This window comes from Phytopseudomonas daroniae, assembly GCF_004327275.1.
Lineage (GTDB): Bacteria > Pseudomonadota > Gammaproteobacteria > Pseudomonadales > Pseudomonadaceae > Aquipseudomonas > Aquipseudomonas daroniae.
This window is the reverse complement of the sequence record NZ_QJUJ01000008.1, coordinates 84,432-103,443: the sequence shown is the minus strand read 5'-3', so window position 1 is coordinate 103,443 and position 19,012 is coordinate 84,432. Positions and strand designations below refer to the sequence as shown.

19 protein-coding genes and 1 pseudogene are annotated in these 19,012 nt (G+C 62.5%); 13 read left to right on the top strand and 7 right to left on the bottom strand.

The window, feature by feature from the left end; genetic code table 11:
- Positions 1-298 precede the first annotated feature (298 nt).
- Positions 299-1,420, bottom strand: coding sequence for a branched-chain amino acid ABC transporter substrate-binding protein (locus DNK10_RS18245; RefSeq protein WP_131192530.1), 1,122 nt, complete (start codon positions 1,418-1,420; stop codon positions 299-301).
- Between the two features lie 556 nt (positions 1,421-1,976).
- On the opposite strand from DNK10_RS18245, the gene DNK10_RS18240 reads away from it, so the two are divergent.
- Complete coding sequence (locus tag DNK10_RS18240) at positions 1,977-2,777, top strand: NYN domain-containing protein (protein WP_131192529.1); 801 nt, start codon at positions 1,977-1,979, stop codon at positions 2,775-2,777.
- 205 nt (positions 2,778-2,982) lie between these two features.
- Here DNK10_RS18240 and DNK10_RS18235 read toward each other — a convergent pair whose 3' ends face one another.
- From DNK10_RS18235 to aptA, 3 genes are all read right to left on the bottom strand, one after another.
- Positions 2,983-4,482, bottom strand: coding sequence for a CoA-acylating methylmalonate-semialdehyde dehydrogenase (locus DNK10_RS18235; RefSeq protein ID WP_131192528.1), 1,500 nt, complete (start codon positions 4,480-4,482; stop codon positions 2,983-2,985).
- A 91-nt stretch (positions 4,483-4,573) separates the two neighbouring features.
- On the bottom strand, positions 4,574-4,867 hold the full coding sequence (locus tag DNK10_RS18230; protein ID WP_131180194.1) for a cupin domain-containing protein: 294 nt from the start codon (positions 4,865-4,867) through the stop codon (positions 4,574-4,576).
- Positions 4,867-6,213 (bottom strand): omega-aminotransferase AptA, encoded by a 1,347-nt coding sequence (gene aptA / locus DNK10_RS18225; protein ID WP_131180333.1) that lies wholly within the window; start codon positions 6,211-6,213, stop codon positions 4,867-4,869. Before aptA ends, DNK10_RS18230 begins: the two co-directional genes overlap by 1 nt.
- A 166-nt stretch (positions 6,214-6,379) precedes the next feature.
- Between aptA and DNK10_RS18220 the strand changes: the two genes are divergently transcribed.
- From DNK10_RS18220 to DNK10_RS18190, 7 genes are all read left to right on the top strand, one after another.
- On the top strand, positions 6,380-7,300 hold the full coding sequence (locus DNK10_RS18220; RefSeq protein WP_131192527.1) for a LysR family transcriptional regulator: 921 nt from the start codon (positions 6,380-6,382) through the stop codon (positions 7,298-7,300).
- A gap of 150 nt (positions 7,301-7,450) precedes the next feature.
- Positions 7,451-7,633, top strand: coding sequence for a hypothetical protein (locus tag DNK10_RS18215; RefSeq protein WP_131192526.1), 183 nt, complete (start codon positions 7,451-7,453; stop codon positions 7,631-7,633).
- A gap of 35 nt (positions 7,634-7,668) precedes the next feature.
- Entirely contained in the window at positions 7,669-8,592 is a 924-nt protein-coding gene (locus DNK10_RS18210) for an aldo/keto reductase (protein WP_131192525.1), read from the top strand.
- 124 nt (positions 8,593-8,716) lie between these two features.
- The gene (locus tag DNK10_RS18205; RefSeq protein ID WP_131192524.1) at positions 8,717-9,376 is read left to right on the top strand and encodes a TetR/AcrR family transcriptional regulator; all 660 of its coding nucleotides are present in this window, start codon (positions 8,717-8,719) and stop codon (positions 9,374-9,376) included.
- On the top strand, positions 9,376-9,963 hold the full coding sequence (locus DNK10_RS18200) for an IMPACT family protein (protein ID WP_131180190.1): 588 nt from the start codon (positions 9,376-9,378) through the stop codon (positions 9,961-9,963). Before DNK10_RS18205 ends, DNK10_RS18200 begins: the two co-directional genes overlap by 1 nt.
- A gap of 59 nt (positions 9,964-10,022) precedes the next feature.
- A complete protein-coding gene (locus DNK10_RS18195) occupies positions 10,023-10,502 on the top strand; it encodes a YbaK/EbsC family protein (RefSeq protein ID WP_131192523.1) in 480 nt (159 codons plus the stop codon).
- Positions 10,503-10,553: 51 nt separating this feature from the next.
- On the top strand, positions 10,554-11,486 hold the full coding sequence (locus DNK10_RS18190; protein WP_131192522.1) for a 2-hydroxyacid dehydrogenase: 933 nt from the start codon (positions 10,554-10,556) through the stop codon (positions 11,484-11,486).
- Positions 11,487-11,825: 339 nt separating this feature from the next.
- Here DNK10_RS18190 and DNK10_RS18185 read toward each other — a convergent pair whose 3' ends face one another.
- The 3 genes and pseudogenes from DNK10_RS18185 to mpl form a co-directional block, all read right to left on the bottom strand.
- Positions 11,826-12,119, bottom strand: a complete 294-nt coding sequence (locus DNK10_RS18185) for a YceK/YidQ family lipoprotein (protein ID WP_131192521.1) — start codon at positions 12,117-12,119, stop codon at positions 11,826-11,828.
- Positions 12,112-12,744, bottom strand: a complete 633-nt coding sequence (ubiX, locus tag DNK10_RS18180; RefSeq protein WP_131180186.1) for a flavin prenyltransferase UbiX — start codon at positions 12,742-12,744, stop codon at positions 12,112-12,114. Before ubiX ends, DNK10_RS18185 begins: the two co-directional genes overlap by 8 nt.
- A gap of 96 nt (positions 12,745-12,840) precedes the next feature.
- Positions 12,841-14,184 (bottom strand): annotated as a pseudogene (mpl, locus tag DNK10_RS18175) (UDP-N-acetylmuramate:L-alanyl-gamma-D-glutamyl-meso-diaminopimelate ligase); the annotation flags it as partial.
- 239 nt (positions 14,185-14,423) lie between these two features.
- On the opposite strand from mpl, the gene DNK10_RS18170 reads away from it, so the two are divergent.
- From DNK10_RS18170 to DNK10_RS18150, 5 genes are all read left to right on the top strand, one after another.
- The gene (locus DNK10_RS18170) at positions 14,424-14,879 is read left to right on the top strand and encodes a GNAT family N-acetyltransferase (RefSeq protein ID WP_131180185.1); all 456 of its coding nucleotides are present in this window, start codon (positions 14,424-14,426) and stop codon (positions 14,877-14,879) included.
- 212 nt (positions 14,880-15,091) lie between these two features.
- Positions 15,092-15,964 carry a M90 family metallopeptidase gene (locus tag DNK10_RS18165; protein ID WP_131192520.1) on the top strand — a complete coding sequence of 291 codons (873 nt, stop codon included), beginning with the start codon at positions 15,092-15,094 and terminating at the stop codon, positions 15,962-15,964.
- Positions 15,965-16,227: 263 nt separating this feature from the next.
- Positions 16,228-17,280, top strand: a complete 1,053-nt coding sequence (locus DNK10_RS18160; protein ID WP_131180183.1) for an ABC transporter substrate-binding protein — start codon at positions 16,228-16,230, stop codon at positions 17,278-17,280.
- An 11-nt stretch (positions 17,281-17,291) separates the two neighbouring features.
- A complete protein-coding gene (locus tag DNK10_RS18155) occupies positions 17,292-18,215 on the top strand; it encodes an ABC transporter permease (protein ID WP_131180182.1) in 924 nt (307 codons plus the stop codon).
- Positions 18,215-19,012: an ABC transporter permease gene (locus DNK10_RS18150; RefSeq protein WP_131192519.1), complete on the top strand. Its 798-nt coding sequence runs from the start codon at positions 18,215-18,217 to the stop codon at positions 19,010-19,012. Before DNK10_RS18155 ends, DNK10_RS18150 begins: the two co-directional genes overlap by 1 nt.

The following is a 19,012-nucleotide window of genomic DNA, read 5'->3' as shown; positions in this document are numbered from 1 at the left end:
AATCTCTGAGTCAGTGACGGAGAAAGAAGCGTGCAGTCGCCAGGCGACTGCAGCAGCCCCGGCAGGCCATGGGCCCACCGGGTTTGGAGTTTTGTTCACGATCTTCGAGGCAGATGTAGGGTGGATCGGGACGCGTAGCCAACGCTCTTTTTGTCCACCATTGCGATTGCAGCCCGTAGGATGGGTGAAACCCATCAATTGCCGATGGGTTGCACCCATCCTACGACCGTCCGCTAACGTCTTGCAGCGTCTCGTCTTTCAACGCCGGTTCTGCCCGACAGATCGTGAATAGGCTCTCTTAAAGCTGCTTGTATTTGCCGTCAGTGCCCCATTGGTACATCACGTAGTCGGAGACTTTCAGGTCGCCCTTCTCGTCGAACTCCTTCTTGCCCATCACCGTCTGCACCGGATTGGCCTTCAACCACTCAGCGGCTTCGGTGCCATCGGTACCCTTGATGCCGGTAAAGGCCGCGGCGACCACCTGCAGCGAGGCGTAGGAATACAGCGTGTAACCCTCGGGCTCGTAGCCATTGGCGCGGAACTTGTCGATCACCGCCTTGCCATCGGCGATCAGGCGAGGGTCGGCGCCGAAAGTCATCAACACGCCGTCGGTGTACTGCGGGCCGCCGGCGGTGCCGACCAGCTCATCGGTGACGATACCGTCGCCGGAGACGAACTTGGCGGTCACGCCCTGCTCGCGCATCTGCCGTACCAGCGGGCCGGCCTCGGCGTGCAGGCCACCGAAGTAGACGACCTCGGCGCCGCTCGCGCGGATCTTGGTGACCAGTGCGTTGAAGTCCTTCTCGCCGCGGGTCAGGCCTTCGTACATCACCTCTTTCACACCGCGCTTGTTGAGCTGCGAACGGGTGGCGTCGGCCAGGCCCTGGCCGTAGGTGTCCTTGTCGTGCACCACGGCGATCTTGGTGGCCTTGAGCGTATCGACGATGTAATCGCCAGCGACGATGCCCTGCTGGTCGTCACGGCCGCACATGCGGAACATCGCCGAAAGCCCGCGCTCGGTCACCTGCGGGTTGGTCGACGCCGGCGTTACCGCCAGGATGCCCGCCTCGTCATACACCTCGGAAGCCGGCATGGTGGACGACGAACAGAAGTGGCCGATCACCGCGACCACCTTGTCCGAATCGACCATACGGTTGGCCACCGACACGGCCTGCTTGGGCTCACAGGCATCATCGCCTTTCACCAGCTTGATCTGCTCACCGTTGATGCCGCCCGCAGCGTTGATATCCGCTGCTGCCTGCTCGGCGCCGCGCCACAGTTGATCGCCGAATGCCGCGTTGCCGCCGGTCATGGGCGCACCGATACCGATGACGATGTCAGCATGAGCGAGGGAGGAAAAACCCAGTGCGCCAGTGATTGCGAGCGCCAAGAAACCTTTCTGAAAAGACGTGTGAGGCATGGACGTGCTCCTGAGGAGTATTTGGATTGGCTCGCCTGCTGGAGCAAGCGCTGTGCCATCCTCACGTCCGATCCTGCACTGAGAGACAAAAGTGGGCGTAACGCCCGATGTAACGTGAGCAGTCTCGGTGAATGCGTCAATTTCGATTGAAAAGGCGCCACGATCGCTGCAAACCGCTGCCAACTACGCACCTCGACCGAGCAAGCGGTCGTCCATGCTGGTGCAACCAACCGAAACACTGCACAAACCTGCGCATTATGTGAAGACGCTGATCGGCATCACCAACCGGCACCAGGGGTCGATTCCAGAGCGCTCGCGCTGCCTGAGCAGGCTGCGACAGGGGAAAGTCGTATTTTGTAACCGGTAACAACTCAAAACACTCTGCACCGTTGCCGGGCGCAGGGAGACTCCGTCGCGGTTCAGACCAACTCAGTGCGGCCACGTCACCTCGCCCTCGATGACCTGGGTGCTCCGCGACCAAAAGCCATAAGCGGCCGGTGGCGCGCCATAAGGCATTAGCAGTAAGGTCGGCCATGAACTCATTCAAGGAGGAACCATGGCCAGCAAGAACTCGACCGCCACACACCAGAAACACCTCGCCGTACTGATCGATGCCGACAACGCCCCCGCCGCCATCGTCGAAGGTCTGTTCGAGGAAATCGCCAAATATGGTGTTGCCAGCGTCAAACGCATCTATGGCGACTGGACACTGCCCAACCTGGGCAGCTGGAAGAAGGTTCTGCTCGACCACTCCATCCAGCCGATCCAGCAGTTCGCCTACACCCGCGGCAAGAACGCCACCGACAGCTCGTTGATCATCGACGCCATGGATCTGCTCTACACGCGGCGCTTCGACGGTTTCTGCCTGGTCTCCAGCGACAGCGACTTCACCCGACTCGCCGCGCGCATCCGCGAGGAAGGCCTGACCGTCTATGGTTTCGGCGAAGAGAAAACACCCAAGCCCTTCGTCGCCGCCTGCGACAAATTCATCTACACCGAAATTCTGCGTGCCGATGCCGTCGAAACAGCGACGGAACATGGCGACAAACCTGTACCCGTCGCCAATATCGGCGGGGAGACAGGAGCGACTAAACCCGATACCCAGGCGAAGAAGCAGAAAGTGCCGGTGGACTTTATCGCCAAGGTCATCGACGACATCGATGACGAGGATGGATGGGTTCAGCTAGGCCTACTGGGTTCGAATATCAGCAAGTTGAAACCAGCGTTCGATGCACGGCTTTATGGGTTCAAGAAGCTAAGCGATTTGATCAAGGGCCATCCAAAACGCTTTGAGTTGAAGATGCGGGCTAGCAGCGCTTCAGGTGGTGAAGCGCTTTATGTGCGTAACCATAAATAGAGCTCACATGGCGTTCTATCGCGCACCAGGACACACAGCCCGCAACAAGTAGGGTGGACAACGCGAAGCTTGTCCACCACGAACACAGCGGATTAGGGTCATTATTTTCTCAGCTCAAGCCCCGTATACAAACTCGCATTCGCGCAGATATAACGAAAGAGGCCGGTCTCTCGACCGGCCTTCCGTTTTACCACCTCAACCCAACTCAGCTATTACTCGGAAACGCGAACTGCGCGGCCTCATGGCTCTTGCGCTGCGGCCAGCGCTGGGTGATGGATTTGCGGCGGGTGTAGAAACGCACGCCGTCGGGGCCGTAGGCGTGCAGGTCGCCGAACAGCGAGCGTTTCCAGCCGCCAAAGCTGTGGTAGGCCACCGGTACCGGCAGCGGTACGTTGACGCCGACCATCCCCACTTCGATCTCGTCGCAGAACAGCCGCGCCGCTTCGCCGTCACGGGTGAAGATGCAGGTGCCGTTGCCGTACTCGTGATCGTTGATCAGTTGCATGGCCGCTTCCAGGCTGTCGACGCGAACGATGCATAGCACCGGGCCGAAGATCTCGTCGGTGTAGATGGTCATGTCCGCCGTCACCCGGTCGAACAGGGTGCCGCCGAGGAAGAAGCCGTTTTCGTTACCGGACACGCTCAGGCCTCGGCCGTCTACCACCAGTTCGGCACCCGCTTGTACGCCAGCGTCGATGTAGCCGGTGACCTTGTCTTTCGCCGCGGCGGTGACCAGCGGGCCCATGTCGAGGCCACACTGGGTGCCGGCGCCGATTTTCAGGGCCTTGATCTGCGGGACGATCTTGTCGACCAGGGCATCGGCGATCTGGTCGCCCACGCATACGGCCACGGAGATGGCCATGCAGCGCTCGCCGCAGGAGCCGTAGGCCGCGCCCATCAGTGCGCTGACGGCGTTGTCCAGATCGGCATCGGGCATCAGCACCGCGTGGTTCTTGGCGCCGCCCAGGGCTTGCACGCGTTTGCCGCGTTTGCTGCCTTCGGCGTAGATGTATTCGGCGATCGGCGTGGAGCCGACAAAACTCAGGGCCTTGACCTCGGGCGCCTGGATCAGCGCATCCACCGCAGTCTTGTCGCCATGTACCACGTTGAGCACGCCCTTGGGCAGGCCGGCTTCGTGCAGCAACTGGGCGATGTACAGGGTGGAGCTGGGGTCGCGCTCGGATGGTTTGAGGATGAAGCAGTTGCCGCAGACGATGGCCAACGGGTACATCCACAGCGGCACCATGGCCGGGAAGTTGAACGGAGTGATACCGGCGACCACGCCCACCGGCTGGAAGTCGCTCCAGGCGTCGATGTTGGGGCCGACGTTGCGGGTGTATTCACCCTTGAGGATTTCCGGCGCGGAGCAGGCGTACTCGACGTTCTCGATACCACGCTTGAGTTCGCCGGCGGCGTCTTCCACGGTTTTGCCGTGCTCTTCGCTGATCAGCTTGGCGATCGCCTCTTCGTGCTGCTCGAGCAGTTGCTTGAAGCGGAACATGACCTGGGCGCGCTTGGCCGGCGGCGTGTTGCGCCAGACCGGGAACGCCTGCCTGGCCGAGTCGATGGCCTGCTGCACGGTGGCGACGTCGGCCAGGGCGACGCGGCGTACCGCTTCACCGGTGGCCGGGTTGAACACATCTGCGCTGCGGCCACCCTGGCCGTCGGTGAGCTCGCCGTGGATCAGGTGTTGGATGGTGGTCATGAAAAATCCTCGATATGAGTGTCTTTGCAGGAGCGGCGTGACACCTGGCTTCGCCGGCGATGCCTGCCGGCTAGCTCCTGCATGAATGGTTTCAATGCGCTTTGATTTCGGTTTCGACGAAGACCACTTCATGGTCGCTGGCATTGATCACGTTGTGTTCCACCCCCGCCTTGCGGAAGTAGCTCTGCCCGGCCACCAGAGGGGCGTGCTTGTCGCCCTCCGGGGTTTCCAGCAGCAGCGTGCCGCTGGTCATGGGCACCACCACGTAATCGTAACCATGCCGGTGGCTACCGGTTTCCGTCCCCGGCGCGAACCGCCACTCGGTGACGATCACCTCGTCGTTATCCACCTGCACGGTGGCTACCGCCTGCTGCCGGACAGCCATCAGTCGATCCTTTGCAGCACGTCGCCGACGGCGCTGAAGACGCGGTCGAGGTCTTCGACCTTGGCGTTGAACATCGGCCCGAACTGCAGGCCGTCGCCGCCGAAGCGCACATAGAAGCCCGCCTTCCACAACGCCACACCGGCTTCGTACGGGCGGATCGACGGGTCGCCGTCACGCGGCGCCAGCTGGATCGCGCCGGCCAGACCGCAGTTGCGGATGTCGACGATGTGCTTGGCGCCCTTGAGGCCATGAATGGCGTTCTCGAATTTGGGCGCCAGATCAAAGGCCTGCTGCACCAGGTTTTCGCGCTTGAGCAGTTCCAACGAAGCCAGGCCGGCGGCGCAGGCTACCGGGTGTGCGGAGTAGGTGTAGCCGTGGGTGAATTCGATCATGTGCTCGGGCGTCGGCTGGCCCATGAAGGTCTGGTAGATCTCCCGCGAGGCGATCACCGCGCCCATGGGCACGGCGCCGTTGGTGATCTGCTTGGCGACGTTGACGATGTCCGGCGTTACGCCGAAGTACTCGGCGCCCGTCCATTTGCCCATGCGCCCGAAGGCGGTGATCACTTCGTCGAAGATCAGCAGGATGTTGTGCTGGGTGCAGATCTCGCGCAGGCGCTGCAGGTAGCCGGCAGGCGGCACGATGACCCCGGCCGAGCCGGACATCGGCTCGACGATCACCGCGGCGATGTTGGAGGCGTCGTGCAGTTCGATCAATTTGAGCAGCTCGTTGGCCAGCTCGACACCGCCGGTCTCGGCCGCCCCTTTGGTGAAAGCCATGCCCGGCTGCAGGGTGTGCGGCAGGTGGTCGACGTCCATCAACTGGCCATACATCTTGCGGTTGCCGCCGATGCCGCCAAGGGCGGTGCCGGCGATGTTGACACCGTGGTAACCGCGGGCGCGGCCGATCATCCTGGTCTTGCTGGCCTGGCCCTTGAGGCGCCAGTAGGCCTTGGCCATCTTCACCGCGGTGTCGGCACACTCGGAGCCGGAGCCGGTGAAGAACACATGATTGAGGTCGCCCGGCATCAGGTCGGCGACTTCCTCGGCCAGCTTGAACGACAGCGGGTGGCCGTACTGGAAGCCCGGCGAGTAATCGAGAGTGCCGAGCTGCTTGGCCACGGCCTCCTGAATCTCCTTGCGGCAGTGACCGGCACCGCAGGTCCACAGACCGGACAGGCTGTCGTAGACCTTGCGACCGGAATCGTCGGTCAGCCAGGCGCCTTCGGCACCGACGATGATTCGCGGGTCGCGCTGAAAGCTGCGGTTGGCGGAAAACGGCATCCAGTGAGCATCCAGCTTGAGCTGGCTGGCCAGGGGCGGCGTGGCGGTCTGCGGCATGTTCATGGTGATGGCCTCGTGAGTGGCGGATATCCGGTGACGGGCGAGGTGGACGGTCAGGCAATGGTGCACGGCGTCTACCAGAAGCGTATCGGTTGTCAGCGAAGGTGCCACAGGCATAAAGTCACTCAAACCTGACTCTTCTTATCCTCAGTTCACTGGTGACTAAACAATGAGCGCCCGACGCCCGGAGCCGCTGGCCCAGGTCAGCGATTTCGATATCCGCCTGCTCAAGCTGTTTCGCAGCGTGGTCGAGTGCGGCGGTTTTTCCGCTGCGGAAAGCGTGCTGGGCATCGGCCGCTCGGCGATCAGCCAGCAGATGAGCGACTTGGAGCAACGCCTCGGCCTGCGCCTGTGCCAACGCGGCCGCGCCGGCTTCGCCCTGACCGAAGAGGGTCGCGAGGTGTACCAGTCGACCCAGCAGTTGCTGGCGGCGCTGGAGAGCTTTCGCACCGAGGTCAACGGCCTGCACCAGCACCTGCGCGGCGAGCTGAACATCGGTCTTACCGACAACCTGGTGACGGTGCCGCACATGCGCATCACCGGTGCCCTCGCCCGCCTCAAGGATCGTGGGCCGGACGTGCGCGTGCATATCCGCATGACGCCGCCCAGCGAGGTCGAACAGGGCGTGCTCGACGGCCGCCTGCACGTGGGCGTGGTGCCGATGGTCGGCGGCCTCTCCGGCCTCGATTACCAACCGCTGTACGACGAGCGTTCGCTGCTCTACTGCGCGGTCGGCCACCCGCTGTTCTATGTCGATGACAAGGAGCTGCCGGACAAACGCCTCAACGCCCAGGACGCCATCGCCCCGACCTTCCGCTTGCCGCCGGAAATCCAGAACCACTACCAGGCCCTGAACTGCACGGCCAGCGCGTCGGATCGCGAAGGCATGGCCTTTCTGATCCTGACCGGGCGTTATATCGGCTATCTGCCGGATCACTACGCTGCCGCCTGGATCCAGGAAGGCCGCCTGCGCGCATTGAAAGCGGACACGCGCTTCTACGATCTCAACCTCGCCTCGGTAACGCGCAAAGGCCGCCGCCCGCACCTGGTGCTGGAGACCTTTCTCGAGGAACTCGCCGCGAGCGCCTGACCCACCGATGCGCTGCTGCCGCGTGGACGAAAGAAGCGTCGTTCCCCTACGGCCTCGAGGCCGGCCGTAGGGTGGGTCACGCTTCATCGACCCACCGGTACACCGCTGCCAGATCGACAGGAGGCATCGCTCATACCGCCGGCTACCTAAGTGGATCACGCTCCGTTGCAGCACCACTACCCGGTGGACGAAAAGAGCGTCGGCTACGCGTCCCGATCCACCCTGCATATCCCACCAGGAATGGGCATCACCTACCCTGCAACGACACACCAGGTAACAAGTAACGACGGCGATACCATCGATGAACAGGGCTGGGCGGCTAGTCTGTTCTGATCACTTCCGCCCCTTTCCCTCGAACGGAGGACGCCATGCCCAGTCGTCGCCATTTCCTGCAGGGCAGCGCTGCCCTGATGACCCTCGCCGCCGGCAGCCAGTTGCTGCCCGGCTTCGCCTTCGCCGCCAACCCGGCACCACTGCTGCAGCGGGCGATTCCATCGAGTGGCGAGTCGCTGCCGGTGATCGGCCTGGGCACCTCGCAGACCTTCAATGTGAGCCTCGACAACGCCAGCCTGAAACCGCTGGATGAGGTGGTGCGCACCTTCATCAATGGCGGCGCCACGCTGATCGATACCGCGCCCAGTTACGGCGCCGCCGAGGCAGTGACCGGCGAACTGCTCAAGCGCACCAGAACCCAGGGCAAGGCTTTTCTCGCCTCCAAGCTGTCGAGTACCGGTCGCGAGCGCGGCCTGGCGCAATTCCAAGCCAGCCTGGAGGCGCTGCAGACCGACAAGATGGATCTGCTGCAAGTGCACAACCTGCAGGACACCACCACCCAACTGGCCCTGGCCCGAGAGCTGCGCGAACAGGGCAAGGTGCGTTACATCGGCATCACCCATTACATCGAATCGGCCCACGACGACCTGCTTGCCGTACTGGCCAAGGAGAAGGTCGACTTCGTCCAGCTCAACTATTCGGTGGGCGAGCGCAATGCCGAGAAGACCCTGTTGCCCTACTGTGCCGACAATGGCATCGCAACGCTGATCAACCGCCCGTTCCAGCGCTCGCAACTGCTCGGCCGGGTCAAGGGCAAGCCACTGCCGGAGTGGGCCAACGAGATCGATGCGACGTCCTGGGCGCAGTTGCTGCTCAAGTTCATCATCGCCAACGAGGCGGTTACCGCAGTGATTCCAGCCACGTCGAACCCACGTTACGTGGTCGACAATCTCAAGGCCGGCCAGGGCCGCCTGCCCGACGCCGAGCTGCGTGAGCGTATCGTCCAGGCGTTCAGCTAACCCCTCACACCCGCCGACAGCGGACGTCGGCGACGATATTTTTCAGAGGCAAGCGCTTGTCACGTCGGCGGGTCTGGAGTATCTGTTCACCCGTTGCGCCCTCTGATCAGAACGGAAGCCTCCGATGTCCCTCGACGCCCTCGCCCACAGCGCCACCTCCGGCAAGCCGACAGGCCGGATCCGGCAGAAGAACGAAGAAGCGATCATAGCCGCCGCCGAGGACGAATTCGCCCGTCACGGGTTCAAGGGCACCAGCATGAACACCATCGCCCTGGCGGTCGGGCTGCCCAAAGCCAACCTGCACTATTACTTCAGCAGCAAGCAGGGCCTGTACCTGGCGGTGCTGAACAACATTCTCACGTTGTGGGACAGAGCCTTCAACAACCTGCGTGTCGAGGATGACCCGGCCGAGGCCCTGGAGCGCTACATCCGCGCCAAGATGGAATATTCGCGCCGTTACCCCAAGGCCTCACGCATCTTCGCCATGGAAGTGATCAGCGGCGGTGCCTGCCTGTCGCAGCATTTCGGCAAGGATCACCAGACCTGGTTCCGCGAGCGAGCGGCGGTGTTCGAAAGCTGGATCGCCGCCGGCAAGATGGATCCGCTCGACCCCATGCACCTGATTTTCCTGCTCTGGGGCAGCACCCAGTACTACGCCGACTTTGCCTCAGAGATCAGCCGTGTCAGTGGTCGCTCGCGCCTGACCAAGCAGGATTACCAGGCCGCCGCCGATAATCTGGTACGCATCATCCTCAAGGGTTGCGGCCTGAAGCCGAGCCTCTGATGCCGTTCCTGTTACTCGCCCCTTGCGACTACCGCGAGGAAATCCGCAAAAGCCGCTTTCTCGCCCAGGCCCGTGCCATATCCACTGCGGCGGACGCCCAGGCCTTTATCGATCAGATCAGCGACCCAAGCGCCTCGCACAACTGCTGGGCCTGGAAGATCGGCCAGCAATATCGCTTCAGCGACGACGGCGAGCCCGGTGGTACCGCAGGCCGGCCGATCCTCGCCGCCATCGAAGGTCAGGGTTTCGATGAAGTAGCGGTGGTGGTGACGCGCTGGTACGGCGGCATCCAGCTCGGCACCGGCGGCCTGGCCCGCGCCTATGGCGGCAGCGCCAACAAATGTCTGCAGAACGCCGAGCGCCAGGAACAGATCCCGCGCATGCCCTGCTCCTGCCATTGCGGCTTCGCCGAGTTGGCGTTGCTCAAATCGCGTCTCGGGGAATTCGACGCCGTGCTGGAACAGGAAACCTTCGACGCCCACGGCGCCGAACTACAGCTGGCCGTGCCGCAGATGCACATCGAAGCCCTGCAGCGCCTGCTGGCGGACATCAGCCGCGGGCGCAGCCGTCTGCAATTGCCTGACTGAGGCTTGACCTCCCAGCTCCCGACGCGACATGGTGGCGGCTTTGCACAGGGAACCGCTACATGAGCCTGCAATCCGTTCGCGCCTTCTTCGCCGAGAAAGCCCCCGACCTGCACGTCATCGAACTTGCTACCAGTACTGCCACCGTGGCCCTGGCCGCCGAAGCCCACGGCGTGGAGCCAGGGCAGATCGCCAAGACCCTGGCCTTGCGCACCGGCGAGCGCAACCTGCTGATCGTCGCCCGCGGCGATGCCCGCATCGACAACCGCAAGATCAAGGAAACCTTCGGCAGCAAGGCCAAGATGCTCGATGCCGATACCGTACTCGCACTGACCAGCCATCCGGTCGGCGGCGTCTGCCCGTTCGGCCTCGCCACGGCGTTGCCGGTGTATTGCGATGTATCCCTGCGCGCCTTCGAGGAAGTGGTGCCGGCTGCTGGCTCGATCCATAGCGCAGTACGCATTTCCCCCGCACGCATGGCGGAACTGGTCGACGCCGAGTGGGTGGATGTGTGTCAGGCGCTGCCCGTCGAAAGCCCCTGATAATCTGTTCAAAGCCTGCTGCGCCCTGATTGCCCTGACATTGGAGATTCGATGAAACCGCATCTGCTGATTCTCAACCCGCTCAGCGACGCCAGCCTGGCGCGTATCGCCGAGCGCTTCGAGGTGACCCATGCGCCCAACGCCGCGGCACGTGAAGCGGCCATCGCCGAGCACGCCGATAGCGTGCAGGCGGTACTGACCATCGGCACCATCGGCCTGACCGGCGAGGAAATCGCCCGTCTGCCGAAACTGAGCTTCGTCGCCACCCTAGGCGTGGGCTATGAAAAGGTCGACCTGGAAGCAGCCCGTGCCCGTGGTATCGCCATGAGCAACGGCGCCGGCAGCAATGCCGACTGCGTCGCCGATCACGCCATGGCCCTGCTGCTGGCCGCCATTCGCGATGTGCGCCGCCTGGACATCGCCTGCCGTGCGGGCATCTGGCGCGATGCATTGCCGATGACCGACGGCGTTTACGGCAAGCGCCTGGGCATTCTCGGCCTCGGCGCCATCGGCGAAAAACTCGCCCGCCGCGCCGCCGCCTTCGATATGCCGGTGGGCTACCACAACCGCTCGGCCAAGCCCGACAGCCCGCACCGCCACTTCGCCAATGCCCTGGAACTGGCGCGCTGGAGCGATTGCCTGGTGATAGCCATTCCCGGCGGCGCATCGACCTACCACCTGGTCAACGCCGAGGTACTCGATGCACTGGGGCCGCAGGGTTATCTGGTCAACGTGGCACGCGGCAGCGTGGTGGATACCGCCGCTCTCGGTGCCGCACTGCGCGAGAAGCGCATCCGTGCAGCGGCGCTGGACGTTTACGAAAGCGAGCCACTGCCCCCTGCCGAACTGCTCGACCTCGACAACCTGATCGTCACCCCCCATGTCGGCGGCAACTCGCCCCAGGCGCTGGAACGATCCCTGTCGCAGTTCCTCGACAACATCGACCGACACTTTCGCGGCGAGCCGCTGCTGACGCCGATCTGATCAGGATGTGAGGAAAGCGAACGCAACGGGTGCCTGAAACGGATCGTAGGAGTCGCGCTCCTACGACGATTGGCGGCCAGACCACGAGTCCGGCTGAATGTCTGCAAGCATCGCCCGCAAGGCTAGGCGCCCCCGCAGCTCTTACATAATGCATAGAGGTCACGCGCCCCGGTAGGAGCCGGCTTGCCGGCGATTGGTGGGCACACTACGTTTTGTGAGGTATCCGCCATCGCATCATCCCGAGGGCGATGATGGCTGCCAAAGGTGAACAATCTGACGCCCAACCGACGCTTGCATGCCAAGGATCAAGCCACTGTCTATCTCCGCCTGCTCGCGAGCTTATCCACCGCCTCTGACCAGAAGACCAATGCCCAGGGCTTTCGCCAGCGACAGCGGTAACAGCAAGGTATCGAGCAGAGCGCTGGCCGGCAGGTCGACGGCGGCGTAGGTCGGCGCCTCGGCACCGAAACGCTCGACGGGGCAGCAACCGCCCTGCAGCGCATACCAGTCCAACCGGGTACCGGCGTAAACCACCGGCGCTCCGGGCTTGGCGGCGTCCAGGGTGCGCGCGGTGGCGCAGCCGCCCACTTGCAGGCAAGCCAGCAACACAGCGCAGAGCGCGTGCTTACTCATCGCCACTGTTGAGGTGATGCTCGCCCCAGCGCGGCAGCATGTCCTGAGGGATATTCAGGCAGTTGAGAATGCGCGCGACGACGAAGTCGATCAGATCATCCAGGGTCTGCGGCTGGTGATAGAAACCTGGCGAGGCCGGCAGGATGGTCACGCCCAGGTTGGAGAGCTTGAGCATGTGTTCCAGATGAATGCTCGAGTACGGCGCCTCGCGCGGTACCAGAATCAGCTGGCGGCGCTCCTTGAGGGCCACATCGGCGGCACGCTCGATCAGGTTGTTGCAGGCGCCAGTGGCGATGGCCGACAGGGTGCCGGTGCTGCACGGCACCACCACCATGGCAGAGGGCGCGCCGGAACCGGAGGCCACCGGCGCCATCCAGTCCTCCTTGCCGTACACGCGGATCTGCCCGTCGGTCGCGCCGGTGTATTCGGTGAGAAACGCCTGCATGGCCTGGGGTTTGGCCGGCAAACTGACGTCCGTCTCGGTGGCCATCACCAACTGCGCGGCCTTGGAGATCAGGAAGTGCACTTCCCGATCCTCGCGCACCAGGCAGTCGAGCAGGCGCAAACCATACTGCGCGCCGGAGGCACCGGTCATGGCCAGGGTAACTCTCTCGGAACCGTTCATTTAATTTCCAGCGCCCCATGGGCCAGGGATTACATTGCCGCTATCCGGACTACGGAGCTTCTCCTGATCCGAATGCGCCTCAGATTTATCACCTGCTAACGCAGCAGCCAGCTTGCCGTGCAAGCCACCGAAACCGCCATTGCTCATGATCACCACCTGAGTGCCGGGGCGCACCAGCGCCTTGACTCCCTCGATGATGGTCTCCAGCGAATCGCACACCTGGGTCGGCGTACGCGCACCCGCGACGGTGGCGGCCAGATCCCAGCCGAGGTTCGGCGGCGCGTACCAGAACACCGCATCGGCCTGCTCGGCGGATTCGGCCAGGCCGTCGCGATGGGCGCCGAGCTTCATGGAGTTGGAGCGCGGCTCGATGACCGCGATGATCTGCTCATCGCCGACACGCTTGCGCAAGCCGTCGAGCGTGGTGGCAATGGCCGTCGGGTGGTGGGCGAAGTCGTCATAGACGGTCACCCCCTTCACCTCGGCGACCTTTTCCATGCGCCGCTTGGCATTGATGAAACGCCCCAGGGCCTCGATGCCCAGCGCCGGCACCACACCGACATGACGCGCCGCGGCCAGTACCGCCAGAGCATTGGCGACGTTGTGCTGGCCGGTCAGGCCCCACTCCACCACGCCCTCGACCTTGCCTTCGAAACTCACCTCGAAACGCGACCCGTCTGCGGCGAGCAGACGTGCCTGCCACTGACCGCCTTCGCCAGTGGTCTGCACGGGCGTCCAGCAACCCATGCCGATCACCCGCGCCAGCGCGGTTTCACTGGCCGGATGGATGACCAGGCCTTCACCGGGGATGATCCGCACCAGATGATGGAACTGCCGTTCGATGGCCGCCAGATCCGGGAAGATGTCCGCGTGGTCGAACTCGAGGTTATTGAGGATCGCCGTACGCGGACGGTAATGGACGAACTTGCTGCGTTTGTCGAAGAACGCGCTGTCGTATTCATCGGCCTCGACCACGAAAAACGGCGTATCGCCCAGGCGCGCGGAAATGCCGAAGTTCTGCGGCACGCCACCAATCAGGAACCCCGGCGCCATGCCGGCATGTTCCAGCACCCAGGCGAGCATGCTCGAACTGCTGGTCTTGCCGTGGGTACCAGCCACTGCCAACACCCAGCGGCCCTGCAGCACATGATCCGCCAGCCACTGTGGCCCGGATACATAGGGCAGCCCCTTGTTCAACACATATTCCACCGCCGGGTTGCCGCGGCTCATGGCATTGCCTACCACCACCAGATCAGGGGCTGGCTGCAAGTGGGCTGGATCGTAGCCCTGCATCAGCTCGATGCCCTGAGCCTCGAGCTGGGTGCTCATGGGCGGATAGACGTTGGCGTCGGAGCCGGTGACGCGATGGCCCAGCTCCTTGGCCAGCACCGCGAGCGAGCCCATGAACGTGCCGCAGATGCCGAGAATGTGGATATGCATGAAAACCTCGAAAACAGGCGCGCCGAATAGCGGGCGAGCCGAATGAAAACATTGACGCAGATTAGCACAGCGGCGCCTCGCAGCCTGCCTGCTCGCACGAGCCCAAACGGCGATCTCACGCGGTCAGAGAAACCGCCTGGCCATGGTGTAAAGGCTCTGCGCTGCTGGCTTTAGCGCGAAAACTGCTCTTTAATCGAAACGCCTGCCGTCTCCATCCGACAGCCAACGAGGCCCCACCCATGCGCATCGTGCAAGCCACTCTGGAGCATCTGGATCTACTTACCCCGCTGTTCGTCAAATACCGCGAATTCTATGGCGAGCTGCCCTTCCCCGACTCGTCGCGCAAGTTCCTCGAGACCCGCCTCAAGCGCCAGGAATCGGTGATCTACCTGGCCCTGCCCGACGACGATGACAAGCTGCTGGGCTTCTGCCAGCTCTACCCGAGCTTCTCGTCGCTATCGCTCAAACGCGTGTGGATCCTCAATGACATCTATGTGGCCGAAGATGCCCGCCGACAACTGGTCGCCGACCGCCTGCTGCAAACCGCGAAGAAGATGGCCAAACAGACCCATGCCGTGCGCATGCGCGTGGCCACCAGCCGCGATAACGACGTAGCGCAGAAGGTCTATGAGTCGATCGGTTTCGTCGAAGACGAGCAGTTCAAGAACTACGTGCTGCCGATCAACAGCGAGTAACACCTGCGCGCTTGCGGTAAGCGGATGGCCTGCTTAACAGGCCGTTGAAGAACGTAGCCGAGGCAGCCGATGCGAGGCAAAAGCAGGCGAGAAAGCGGAGTGTACGAGTTGTACATGAGCATTTTGAGCCTGTTTTTAACGACGCAGCGGCAACGTAGGTAGTTTTTCAACAGCCTGTTAAGGTGACGCCACCCTGCAACCGAGCCTTTGTCATGTGGTCGTTTAGCGCCTGGCGCCGTCGGCGCATCCTCTCCCGCCATCCCGTCAGCGACGACAGTTGGGCCATCGTGCGCCAGCGTCTGCCGATTCTCGACGGGCTCAGCGAAGACGACGAACGCCGCCTGCGCGAGCGCGCCGTGCTATTTCTGCACAGCAAACACCTGACCACCCTGCCCGGCCTCGAACTGGATAACGAAGATCGCCTGGCCCTGGCGACGCTGGCCGAATTGCCACTGCTCGGTCTGGCCGACCTGAACTGGTACCAGGGTTTCCACGAAGTCATCCTCTACCCGGACGACTTCGTCAGCCCGCAACGGCATCGTGACTCCGGCGGTGTCGAACACGAATGGGATGGCGAGCACAGCGGCGAAGCCTGGCAGCAGGGCCCGGTGATTCTCGCCTGGCCCGGCGTGCAGGCCAGCGGCGGCTGGGAAGGCTACAACCTGGTGATCCACGAACTGGCGCACAAGCTGGACATGCTCGGCGGCGATGCCAACGGCCTGCCGCCACTGCACCACGGCATGTCTATCCAGGATTGGGCGGCAGCCATGCAGCAGGCGTTCGACAGCATGAACGCCGTACTGGATGCCGATCCCGAGGCGCAAACCGCTCTCGATCCCTACGCAGCGGAAAACCCTGCCGAGTTCTTTGCAGTGACCAGCGAATACTTCTTCAACGCCCCCGATCTGCTCGACGAGACCTTCCCCGAGGTCTACGCCCAGTTGCGCCTGTTCTATCGACAGGATCCGCTGGCACGTTTGCGCCGCCTGCAGGTCGAACACCCGGACTATCAGGAGACGAACGCGTCACCAACAGATGGCGAAGGCGAATGCCTTGCCGATCAAGATGTGAAACGCCCGCACTGACTTAAGCCTTTCCCTCCTCAAGAAAGCTCACGCTTGAGCCCTTCAGCACATCCGCCATACAGGCCATAAGGACGACTGCGCAAGTACAGCGCAGGACATGCTGCCGCCTGCCTTCATTTCGCAATAAACAGCTCCGGCGCCTTCGATTTGTATGCATTTTGGTCTGGTACTTACCAGTACATTAGGGACTGCATGCTCCCGCAGAGCGACCCGAATAAAACCTCTAATTCGCCTATTAAATCTGCCAATCATTCGGAGCCCCTATGAGCCAATTTCCCAGCAACGCAATCAGCGGCGCGACCCTGGCCCTGTTGATCGGCATGAGCAACCAGGCACTCGCAGAACAAATCACCTTCGTCTCTCAGGGCGGCGCCTATCAGGAGGCCCAGACCAAGGCGATTCTCGACCCGGCGGCCAAGAAGCTTGGTCTAACGCTGAAACAGGACAGCTCGCCCAAGGCCTATCCGATCATCAAGACCCAGGTCGAAAGTGGCAAGGTCACCTGGGATGTGGTCGACCTGCCCACAGGCGATTGCATTCGCGGCGTACAGGAAGGCTTGTTCGAGAAGCTCGACCTGGCGCTGATCCCCAATGCCGCGCAACTCCCAGCCGAGTTGAAAGATGACTACAGCGTTGGCTACATCAGCTACTCCACAGTACTGGCCTACCGCACCGATGCCTTCGATGAAGACTCCGCGCCCAAAACCTGGGCGGACTTCTGGAATACCAAGAAGTACCCAGGACAACGTGCGCTGCGCAACCTGCCGCGCCCAACGCTGGAGATCGCCCTGCTCGCCGACGGTGTGCCGGCCGACGAGCTGTACCCCATGGATGTTGATCGCGCCTTCAGAAAACTGGAGGAAATCAAGCCGAATATCGCCACCTGGTGGACGTCTGGCGGGCAGTCGGCGCAGTTGATCAGCGATGGCGAAGTCGACATGATCCAGGCCTGGAACGGTCGCATCAGCGCGGTACAGGAAGCCGGCGCACCGGTGGTATTCGATTACAACCAAGGCATCCTGGAAACCAACTCACTGTGCGTGCTCAAAGGCACCCCGCACAAAGCTGCGGCGATGAAGTTCGTTAACGAGGCCATCGACGCCAAGCTACAGGCCGCACTGCCGATGATCATCGACTACGGCCCACTCAACCCCGAGGCGTTCAAGACTGGCGTGATCCCCGCCGAGCGCGCCGCGAAGCTGCCGTCCTCGCCTGAAAACATTTCTCGCCAGGCCTTGCTGTCCGCGAAATGGTGGGCATCCGAAGAAGGCATCAAGGCTGAAGAACGCTGGCTCTCCTTCGTTCAGAAGAAGTAATCGGAGGCCCCATGTCCAACGCCTATCTGGTCAAATCCTTGCCCGACTCCAGTGACCAGCGACCGCCGCGGGTCAACGAAACCGCCCTGGCTCGCGAGGAGCGCAAGGAGCACACCGCGATGCTGTTGCTGCTCGCCCCCGCGCTGCTCATGGTGGCCGTGCTGCTGATACTGCCCCTGTGCTGGCTGGCCTTCCAGTCGGTGCAGAGTGAGGAAGGATTCACCCTGGCCAACTACCTGCGGATATTCAGGGAGCCGATCTACTGGGACACCTTCGCACTGACCTTCAAGATCAGCTTCCTGGTGACCATCCTGTCGATCATCATGGGCTTCCCGATCGCCTACGCGGCGTCGCGCCTGCATGGCTTCTGGGCCAATCTGGTGCTGATCTGCGTGATCCTGCCGTTCTGGACCAGCGTACTGGTACGCTCCTACGCCTGGCTGGTGCTGCTGCAACGCCGCGGGCTGGTCAACCAGACGCTGATTGACATGGGCATCATCGACCAGCCACTGAATCTGATGCACAACACTACCGGCACGGTGATCGGCACCCTGCATGTGATGCTGCCATTCATGGTGCTGCCGCTGTACGCGGTAATGAAGAAGATCCCACAGGACTTGCTGCAGGCTTCCGACAGCCTGGGCGCCAAGCCTTTCTACACCTTCCGCCGGGTATTCCTGCCAATGGCCGCGCCGGGGATCATGGCCGGCTCCATTCTGGTATTCGTGATCTGCCTGGGTTTCTTCATCACCCCCGAGTTGCTGGGCGGTGGCCGCACCATCCTGGTGTCGATGCTGGTGCAACGTAACGTTGAGCTGTATCACGCCTGGGGCGCGGCAAGCGCGGTCGGCCTGGTGCTGCTGCTCGTGGTGTTCCTGATTTTCTGGGGTATCAACCGCTTCATTCCCATCGAACGAATTCTGGGAGCACGCTAATGAACCTGTTCGCCAGCCTGCGTTATCTGCGGCTCTCCCACGTGTTGTTCACCATCGTGGTTGCAGCGATCCTGCTGTACCTGATCATCCCGGTACTGATCGTGGTGCCAATGTCGTTTTCCGAAGCGCGCTTTCTGCAGTTCCCGCCCAAGCAGTGGTCGACCACCTGGTACGAGGCGTTCTTCAATAGCCGCGAATGGATGTCGGCAGCCAAGGTCAGCCTGATCACCGCTTGCTTCACCATGCTGATCAGCCTGCCGATCGGCATGGCGGCGGCTTACGCGCTCAATAACTCGACCCTGAAGGTCGTCCGCACGCTGCAGATCATTCTGCTGCTGCCGATGATGGTGCCGATCATTCTGATCGCCGCCGGGGTGTTCTTCGTCTACGCGCGCATCGGCCTCATCAGTACGCTGACCGGCCTGGTACTGGCGCATATCATGCTGGCCTTGCCATACGTGATCATCGCCCTGCTCGCCGGCCTGCGTAACTTCGACATGTCCCAGGAAATGGTGGCCCGCAGCCTCGGCATGAACCGCTTTCGGGCGTTCATGGCGGTGACCCTACCGCAGATCAAGCCAAGCGTCGTATCGGCGACGCTGTTCGCCTTCATCACCTCACTGGATGAGACCGTGGTGGCGTTGTTCGTCTCCGGCGGCGACAACCAGACCCTGACCAAACGCATGTTCACCGCCCTGCGTGACGAAATCGACCCGACCATCGCGGCGATCAGTTCGATCCTGATTCTCGCCTCGTTGATCCTGGTAATCATTGCCGGACGCAACAAGCAGGGGTAA